At 39.3% G+C, this 7,894-nt stretch carries 9 protein-coding genes and 3 tRNA genes; 7 read left to right on the forward strand and 5 right to left on the reverse strand.

The annotated features are described in order from the left end of the window. The 3 genes from VMY36_03400 to polX all read right to left on the reverse strand — a co-directional run. A partial coding sequence (locus VMY36_03400) for a zinc metalloprotease HtpX (GenBank protein ID HUV42918.1) occupies positions 1-293 on the reverse strand: 293 nt, incomplete at its 3' end. 5 nt (positions 294-298) lie between these two features. Further along, positions 299-886 carry a LemA family protein gene (locus VMY36_03405; GenBank protein ID HUV42919.1) on the reverse strand — a complete coding sequence of 196 codons (588 nt, stop codon included), beginning with the start codon at positions 884-886 and terminating at the stop codon, positions 299-301. Further along, positions 887-2,680, reverse strand: coding sequence for a DNA polymerase/3'-5' exonuclease PolX (polX, locus tag VMY36_03410; protein HUV42920.1), 1,794 nt, complete (start codon positions 2,678-2,680; stop codon positions 887-889). It abuts the gene before it with no gap. Between the two features lie 61 nt (positions 2,681-2,741). Between polX and VMY36_03415 the strand changes: the two genes are divergently transcribed. From VMY36_03415 to VMY36_03445, 7 genes are all read left to right on the forward strand, one after another. Further along, positions 2,742-2,815, forward strand: a tRNA-Asp gene (locus VMY36_03415). Between the two features lie 3 nt (positions 2,816-2,818). Beyond that, on the forward strand, positions 2,819-3,133 hold the full coding sequence (locus VMY36_03420; GenBank protein HUV42921.1) for a nucleotide pyrophosphohydrolase: 315 nt from the start codon (positions 2,819-2,821) through the stop codon (positions 3,131-3,133). Between the two features lie 74 nt (positions 3,134-3,207). Beyond that, positions 3,208-3,789, forward strand: a complete 582-nt coding sequence (locus tag VMY36_03425) for a LysM peptidoglycan-binding domain-containing protein (protein HUV42922.1) — start codon at positions 3,208-3,210, stop codon at positions 3,787-3,789. A gap of 19 nt (positions 3,790-3,808) precedes the next feature. Continuing rightward, positions 3,809-3,881 (forward strand) — tRNA-Gly (locus VMY36_03430). Between the two features lie 7 nt (positions 3,882-3,888). Then, a tRNA-Thr gene (locus tag VMY36_03435) sits at positions 3,889-3,960 on the forward strand. 381 nt (positions 3,961-4,341) lie between these two features. Beyond that, a complete protein-coding gene (locus VMY36_03440) occupies positions 4,342-5,088 on the forward strand; it encodes a class I SAM-dependent methyltransferase (GenBank protein ID HUV42923.1) in 747 nt (248 codons plus the stop codon). A gap of 176 nt (positions 5,089-5,264) precedes the next feature. Continuing rightward, the gene (locus tag VMY36_03445; GenBank protein HUV42924.1) at positions 5,265-5,981 is read left to right on the forward strand and encodes an Ig-like domain-containing protein; all 717 of its coding nucleotides are present in this window, start codon (positions 5,265-5,267) and stop codon (positions 5,979-5,981) included. 1 nt (position 5,982) lies between these two features. Here the strand turns inward: VMY36_03445 and VMY36_03450 are convergent, their stop codons facing one another. Both VMY36_03450 and VMY36_03455 read right to left on the reverse strand, forming a co-directional pair. After that, positions 5,983-7,164, reverse strand: coding sequence for an O-antigen ligase family protein (locus tag VMY36_03450; GenBank protein ID HUV42925.1), 1,182 nt, complete (start codon positions 7,162-7,164; stop codon positions 5,983-5,985). Continuing rightward, positions 7,161-7,894, reverse strand: a 734-nt coding sequence (locus tag VMY36_03455; protein HUV42926.1) for a glycosyltransferase family 2 protein, incomplete at its 5' end; no start/stop codon positions are given. The genes VMY36_03450 and VMY36_03455, both read right to left, overlap by 4 nt.

The following is a 7,894-nucleotide window of genomic DNA, read 5'->3' on the forward strand; positions in this document are numbered from 1 at the left end:
TTTGGTATTTGGGCGGCTATAGCCAAATTCTCGGCAACAGTGAAAAAATTAAAATCACGTTCTTTATCCGCCGGTCTGGCTTTGGAAATAGCCAGAATAATTTTATCTGACCACCAGTAACTGGCAAAACTCATTAAACCAGCCAAAATCAAAGCTAAGCCAACAATATCTAAACCATAGCCTAGAAAATAGGCTAAGACCCAGACAAAAAAAGTAATCACGACCACAAACAACACCATAACTACGGCGCTCCGCCGTTTATTCTGATCTACCTGCTCATAAACGTTAATCATTTTCTTCAGAGATCTACTTTTGGCTCTTTCATTTCTTGATTATCAACCTCAAGGTGAACTCCTTCAGTCGGTGTCTTCAAACCCTCTTCTTGTTTAAAACCAAAAATCGAGGCTACAAACTTACTGGGAATAGTAACGACCATGACATTATAATCAGCTGACAAGTCAATTAAAGTTCTTCGAGAGTACATTAATTTATCAGCTGTATCGCGCAACTCATCCATTAATTTCATCGTTGGCTTGGCTGCTTGAAGTTCTGGTGTACTTTCAAGAACAACCCTAATTGGTGCCAAAGCTTTTTCGAGCTGGACACTAGCATCAACCATTTTCTGAGCATTTTTAGAACTAACAGCCGTGTTGACTGTTTTTCTCGCTTCAGTCAGGTTATCAAATATTTTCTTTTCGTGCTTCATATAGCCTTTAACCGATTTAACTAAATTAGGAATTAGGTTTGATTGTCTCTTAAGCTGGTTGCCGATTTCTTGGATCGAAGCTGTAATTCGAGTTTTGGTGGTAACAAACTTATTATAAGTTAGAAAAACATAGAGAATGATTCCCCCAATTAAAACCAAGAAAACTACTAAAAAAGGCATTTAATCTTCACCTCCTTTCAATATCTTTATTATCCTAGCATAACTTAGAGTATTAATAATATCCTTTGATTCGGCCCAGCCGCGACGAGCCACCGAAAGACCATATTCCATTAATTCCATTTCTTCCAAACTGTGTGCATCTGAATTAATTACCATTTTCACTCCATTTTTCACGGCTTCTCGAACTAAAATATCAGGCAAATCAAGTCGATAAGGCCAAGCGCTAATTTCTAAATATTTCTTCCTTTTTCGGCAAAAAGCAAAGATTTTCTCCCAATCAAATTCCATGCCCTCTCTTTTATTAAGCAATCTGCCAGTAGGGTGGCCTAAAATCCGGGCTTTGGGATGTTCTAAAGCTCTAAGAACCCTTTTTGTAGCCCCATCTCTTGATTGGCGAAAACTGCCGTGAATCGAGACAATAGCATAATCCAGATAAATCAAGCCTTTTTCAGGCACAGCTAGATCTCCATCAGGTTTGATGTCAATTTCTAAGCCATTGAATAAATGAATTGAACGAACAAGTTTCTTGTTCGAGGATTTAAATTGTTCGATACTCTCCTTTTTTCTCTTTAAAATGTCAATAATTTGTTTATCACTATGTTTACTAACGCTCGGATTATGTTCGCTCAAACCAAGATATTCATAACCCATTTCTTTAGCCTTGATTACCATTTCTTTAATAGAAGGTGTGCCTAAATCATGGCTAGGTTCAATCGGATAATTTGAATGGAGATGGAGATCGCCCTTAATGTCTTTTAACTCGACAAGCTTAGGTAAAGCCTTTTTTTGGGCAACCTCAATTTCCCCAGTATCTTCTCTTAATTCAGGCGGAATCCATTCCATGCCCAGCTCATTATAAAAATCTTTTTCATTCTTATATTTTTTCACAAAGTTTTTACTCCTCTTAATACCGTACTCTGATAAACTCCAACCTTCTTTTTGAGCAATTTCTCTAAGATGAATATTATGTTGTTTGGAGCCTGTATAATGTTGAAGAAGAGCGCCAAAAGCATCGGGCAACATGGTTTTCAGGTCAATTTGACGGTCATCTTTGGTCATTATTCTAGCCGTGTTGCCACCAGCGGCCACAATTTCCTTTTTTTGGGGGTAGGCACAAAAATAGTCAATGACCTCTTTTGACTTATTGGTCGCTACCCCAAAATCCAGGTCACCGATTGTTGCTGCCTGCCTTCTTAAACTGCCAAGTGGTTCAATTTGTTTAACCTGAGGATTCTTTTTCATATAGGCAAGAATTTCCTTGGCTAATCTACCGGCAAAAGGCAGGGCCATTCTTTCACCAGCCTTACCTTTTTTGCCAATTTCGCCTAGTCCTTCCAGCAGAGCCTTTTCTGATTCCTCACCAAAACCTTCAATTTGGCGAATTTTACCTTTTTCGGCCGCTTTTTTAAGCTCAACTAAAGCACTTTTAGCCTTATTAATTCTCAATTCTTTAGCCAGTTTATAGGCTGTTTTGGCACCAACGCCAGGAATTTGAAGAAATTCAAACATGGCTGGAGAGAATTTAGCCATGACTTCATTAAAATGTTTAACTTTGCCTGTTCGAAAAAGCTCATCTAAATGGTCAGCAATGGCTTTACCGACACTGGGAATTTCCTCGAGCTTACCATCATCCCAAAGGTCTTTAATACTACTGGTGGCGTGTTCGATTGAGGCCGCCGCTTCTTCATAAGCCTTAACTCTAAACTGCTGATCCTCTTTTATTTGATAGGCTGCGGCCATTCCTTTCAGTAATTGAGCAATCTCCTGATTACTCATTCTTTTGCTCATTTCCATGCTAAAATTATCATATCACAGACGTTGACTGGGCAACAACAATCTGCTACTATAGGCATCTGGGGCCGTAGCTCAGTTGGCTAGAGCGTCTGCCTGTCACGCAGAAGGTCGCGAGTTCGAGTCTCGTCGGCCCCGCTTATGTCGCTGGCTACTTACCAAAAAGAGGTTAATGATTGGGTTAATCAATTCAGGATTAAATACTTCCAGCCATTAGAAATTCTCACTCGTTTAGTTGAAGAGGTTGGTGAATTAGCTAGAGAGTTAAACCACCGCTTTGGCTCAAAAAAGAAAAAAGTTAATGAAAAAAACAAAGAGATTGGCGATGAAATTGCTGACATTATTTTCACTTTAATCTGCCTAGCTAATTCATTGGATATTGACTTAGATAAATCTTTTAATAAAATGATGGAGAAGCTTAATCGTCGAGACCGCCAACGCTACGAAAGGAAGTAGCTTTGGTAATAATTTCTCGATAGCTACCGAAAACTGCTCAAGTTCTGCCCAGAAAGGAGGTATTTTCAAAAAGGATGGAAAATAACCGATTGAAAAGACTTCTTAAAAGTATCAAACTCAATGAGTCAACCATCAGTATGATTTTGGGGGCTTTAGTGATTATTGTCGTTGGAGTTCTTATTTTCAATTATTTTAGGAGCGTCGAGACTCCAAAAGAGCAAGAAGAAATAAAACTTGGTGAAGTGAAATTAGTTGAAGAGGAAGGAAAGCTCGTACCTGAAGCGTTGCCTAAAACCTATCAGGTAAAAACTGGTGATGACCTTTGGCAAATTGCTGAAGATTTCTATGGCTCTGGTTATAATTGGGTCAGTATTGCCCAAGAAAACAATCTGAACAATCCTAATATGATCTACCCTGATCAGAAATTAATCATTCCCCGGGCAGCCGTCATTCAGCCGGAAGCGGCCGAAATGACAGTCTTTGGTCCGGTAATTGAGAGTGGTCAATATGTTGTTGAAAAGGGTGATCACCTTTGGGGAATTGCGGTCAGAGCTTATGGTGATGGTTATCAATGGACAGCCATTGCTCAAGCAAACGAGATTGCCAATCCGGATATCATCAATCCAGGAGATATTTTGACACTACCCAGGAAATAAGCTTAAACTAGTATTAAGTGCGGTGGTAGTTCAGTTGGTAGAACGTCTGCTTCCCAAGCAGAAGGTCAGGGGTTCAACTCCCCTCCACCGCTCTGTGGTGCTGGTGTAGCTCAGTGGTAGAGCAATCGCTTCGTAAGCGATGGGTCGGCAGTTCAAATCTGCCCGCCAGCTCTGATATGAGATTTATTGGAAGACACGATAAATTACTTCTTTAACCATTAGAAAAAAATTCCTAGATTTGACTTTCACCAAATCTTATAGTAGGATTTACAACTAATATGAGTAGAGACTTTTGTCACAAACCAGTTTCTAAATGGATGGCCGTTATTACTAACGGTTATCTTCCCGTAGATGGAGGCTGGTTTGATATGAGGCAAAAGCGTCGTTAAACAACTTAAATCTTTTGGCTTTTTATCAAGCCGGTCCCCAAGGAGACCGGTTTTTTGTTTGCCGAAAGGGGCCTCGGTAAACTTGATACCCAAAGAGAAAGGAGGTGAAAATACAGTTTTTTTGGGCCCCCAAAGGTACATTAAAAAAGAAAGGAACAAACAGATGGATTGGCAAGGCTTTTTCGAATCCTATTTCTACTGGAAGGCTTGGGTGTTTCGTATCGACCCTGAGAGGACTGCCAAGGAGGTAGAAGGTGTACTTGAACTTCTGAAGCCTAAATCTGGAAGTCACTTTCTTGACTGGGCTGGAGGTTGGGGCCGGCATACAATCGAGCTTGCCAAGCATGGGTATCAAATAACCCTACTCGATTTTGCCGCCAACCACATTGAAATGGCGCGTCGACTTGCAGAAGAGGCAGGTGTCAAAGTGAATTTTGTTCACTCTGACTTCAGACAGACACCGGCTTCCATCCAAGCTGATTACGCCATCAACCTTTTTACCAGTGCGGTCGGCTATCTTACTGAAGATGACGACCTTCAGGCGTTTAGGTCGCTCCACGCGGCCCTGAAGCCTGGAGCTCTATTCCTGATTGATACCATGAACCTCTTTTGGTTGGTAAAGAACTATCAACCTCGAGGTTGGCATGAGTCAGAGGATGGAAAGCGTCGTCTTCTAAGTGAGAGAAAGTTCGACTATATGACTAACCGCAACATTTCGCGGGAGGTCTATACTGAGGCGGGCGGCGAAGAAGAGGAACATCGGCTGGACTTACACATCTACTCGGCGGCAGAGCTGGCTACTATCTTACGACGAGCTGGTTTTGAGCCTGTTGAGCTCTATGGAGACTTCAATGGTGAGTCTTTTGATTTCGATTCAAAGCGAATCGTGATGATCAGCGAAAGACGCTAGTCTAGCTCTCCAAGGAGCTGGTTCTGATTAATCAATCAGGTAAACCCAGCTCCTTTTTCTTTTCTTGGAAAAATATCAAGAATAAAATTCCGCTATATTGGTAATTTGCTGTCTAGTTGCCTGAATTAGTCCTTTTTGATAAAATAAGTTCGAGTTAAGTAATATAAAAACTCTTTATGAGACGAAAATCAAGACTAATCAGAAAACAAGAAGAAAAAAATATTCGCCGGGCCATTCTTTATATCTTTCTTACTTTGGCTTTGGCTGGTGTTTTGATTTTTGCTGGTATTCCTCTTCTTATCAAAATGGCTATCTTCCTTGGTAATCTAAGATCCAGTTCAAAGCTTCCCGAGAAACAAGATGAAATTCCACCAGCACCACCTCGCCTTGTTGTTCCTTTTGAAGCGACTAATAGTGCCCAATTTTCTTTAAAAGGCTACACTGAATCAGGAGCCACGGTCAAGCTTTTAAATTCCAGTTTTTCTTTTGGTGAGGTAGTAGCCGATAACGAAGGTAATTTTTCTCTTGAAGGACTTAAGTTAACCACTGGCCGGAATGAAATCACGGCCATAGCCATAGACTCTGAAGGTAATGAAAGTCAAGCTTCATTACCAGAAATCATTGATTACGATACTACCTCACCGGCTCTAGAGATTATTAGTCCGGAAAACGAAACCACGATTACCGGTCTGGAAGAAGAGATAACCATTCAAGGCCAGACTGAAGAAGGTTCTCGGGTGACGATTAACGATCGTCTGGTGATTGTTGGTCCTGGAGGAGATTTTAATTATCAATATTCACTTCAAGAAGGTGAAAATAGTTTTAGGATTGTTGCCCAGGACAAAGCCGGTAATCAAACCACCCAGGAATTAAAAATTACTTATTCCCCTTAAATCAAAGACAAACTAGTAAAATCATCAACCAACCCATTATCCAGGGATAGAACAAGGAGTTGAGAAAAAAAGAGTGAATGATAATCGCTCCTAAAGAAGCCAAAGAAATGACTCCGATTAGTTTATTTTTTTGGGAAAAGGCTAAAACTCCGGCTCTTGTTAAAAACCAAAGGTAACTTGTTAAACCTAAAATTCCGGTGGTGGCCAAAACAAACAAGAGGCTGGAATCAGCGCCAGCGCCGGCATGGCTTGCCTGCCATGAATCTTCTTTCAGAAAACCATAATCTCTTTGAGCATAACGAAAAGCATTAAAACCCACTCCCAAGAAAAGGTTATCCTTGGCAACTGTTAGGGTGTTTTTATAATTTTCGATTCGATAATCAACTGTATAAGTTCGGGCTAACTTGCCTCCTTCCCCTTCTGGTTGGGGGAGTATCAATAAAGAGAACAAGAGAACTAAGAGGCTAACAATCAAAATCTTAAAATTCTTTCTTAACCAGAAAACGAAGCCCATACCTGTCAAAAAAGCTAAGTAAGAGCTACGGGAATGAGTTAAGATAAGAGCCATATAAGTAACAAGCATAGCCAGAATTAACCATTTCTTATTTTCTTTTTCAAAAAGCAAATTAATCAGGATAATCAAAGTCAAAACTAAAATCAAACCCGTAAAACCTGGGTCAAGAAAAGTAGAAACTAAACGATAAAAATGGGGATCCCAGTGAAAAAATTCTAGGGGTTTAAGATTAGGGTAAAGAAAATATTGAACAAAACCAAAAACAGCTAAAGATACTCCAGTAATGGCTAAATATTTGATTAAATCTTGAGATCTGAGGTAGCGGTTTTTGATATCAGCAATGACAAAGTAAAAACCAACATAGGCTAACCAGCGAAAAAGATAAAGTCCGGCAACTATGACTTCCCTATTTGATAATAGGGGAGTTGCGAGAGTAAAAGAGAGAAAACTAATCAGGGAAAATAATATTAGAGGCAAAGCTAAGGGTGGTAATTGATACTTCTTTTTTTTTCTTCTTATTCGCCAGACTCCCCAACTCAAAAGAATAAAGAAAACTAATAAATCAATTATATAGACATTCACTTCAGTCATTTGAAGTGGGATTTGAGCTAGTTGGCCAAAGGGAAAAAAGATGAAATAGGCAAAAAGCAGAGCTAGAATGATTTTCATTTTAATTGATAAAGTTTTGCTCGAGCTAAAAAGGAATGAAAACTCATCATCAACGCCATAATTAAACCTGGTGTGCCATCCAAAAGGCCTAAACGATAAAAGTAATTCTGGAAAAATTTACCTAAGGGGTTAAAAATTAATCGAAAAAGGCTAAATTTAACTCCTTCTTGCTTTAAAGCCTTAGCGTGTAAAGTAGAGTGAAAATTAATTTGACTCAATATTTGAGAAATTGAAGGATGAGAATAATGAAAAATCGGATTTTTTAGAGTTTTAGTCCGCCACTTGTTCTGCCAAACTTCATGAACCGGCCGAACCCATTGACCATCTTTCTTTGCCATTCTTAAAAGTTTAACTTTTGCTGTTTCTCCAAATCTTAGAGGTTTCTCAAGAAAAAAATCTTTTCTTTTAAAGATAAAGGCGTAATGTTTATCTCTTTTAACCTCCTGTCTAATTTCCTTAGCAAGAGCTAGAGAAACCCGTTCATCAGCATCTAAAAACAAAACCCACTCCCCTTTCGCCTTTCCTAAACCAAAATTTCTTTGTTGAGCAAAATCATTATTTAGATGATGCCGAAAAACCTTAGTGCCTAATTTCTTTGCAACCTCCCGAGTCTTATCCTCAGAATAATTATCAATAACAATTACTTCATCACACCAATTAAGAGACTTTATACATTCTTCAATATTTTCTTCTTCGTTTTTGGTAAGAATAACTGATGAGATCATAGTTT

The sequence above is a fragment of the Patescibacteria group bacterium genome, from assembly GCA_035529375.1.
In the GTDB taxonomy this organism is placed as follows: Bacteria; Patescibacteriota; Microgenomatia; order PFEM01; family JAHIFH01; genus DATKWU01.